Consider the following 267-nt stretch of genomic DNA (forward strand, 5'->3'; position numbering starts at 1 on the left):
CTCGGCCAGGCGCCGTCCCCAGCGGGCGAAATCCTGTGGCGATTGGCGACCTACCGTGTCGAAAGGTATAAGGGAGGCCCAGCCCTTGTCCTTGGCAATTCTCGCAACCTCAGCGGCGAACCCGCAGAAGGCCGGGAAGCTGCGATCGCCGAAACCGAGTACCGCGAGCGGCAGGCCGGCGCTTGCATGCGCTCCCCCGAAGCTTTCGATGAAGCCTTTGGCGGAGGCGGGGGCTGTACCATCGCCATAGGTGGCGGCAAACAGAAT

The 267-nt window shown here is 64.8% G+C and carries 1 protein-coding gene; it reads right to left on the reverse strand.

Going from position 1 to position 267, the window contains the following annotated elements; genetic code table 11:
- Positions 1-267, reverse strand: a 267-nt coding sequence (locus tag EOD29_RS32155; RefSeq protein ID WP_206520560.1) for a flavodoxin domain-containing protein, incomplete at both ends; no start/stop codon positions are given.

The sequence above is a fragment of the Mesorhizobium sp. M1A.T.Ca.IN.004.03.1.1 genome (genome assembly GCF_003997555.1).
In the GTDB taxonomy this organism is placed as follows: domain Bacteria; phylum Pseudomonadota; class Alphaproteobacteria; order Rhizobiales; family Rhizobiaceae; genus Mesorhizobium.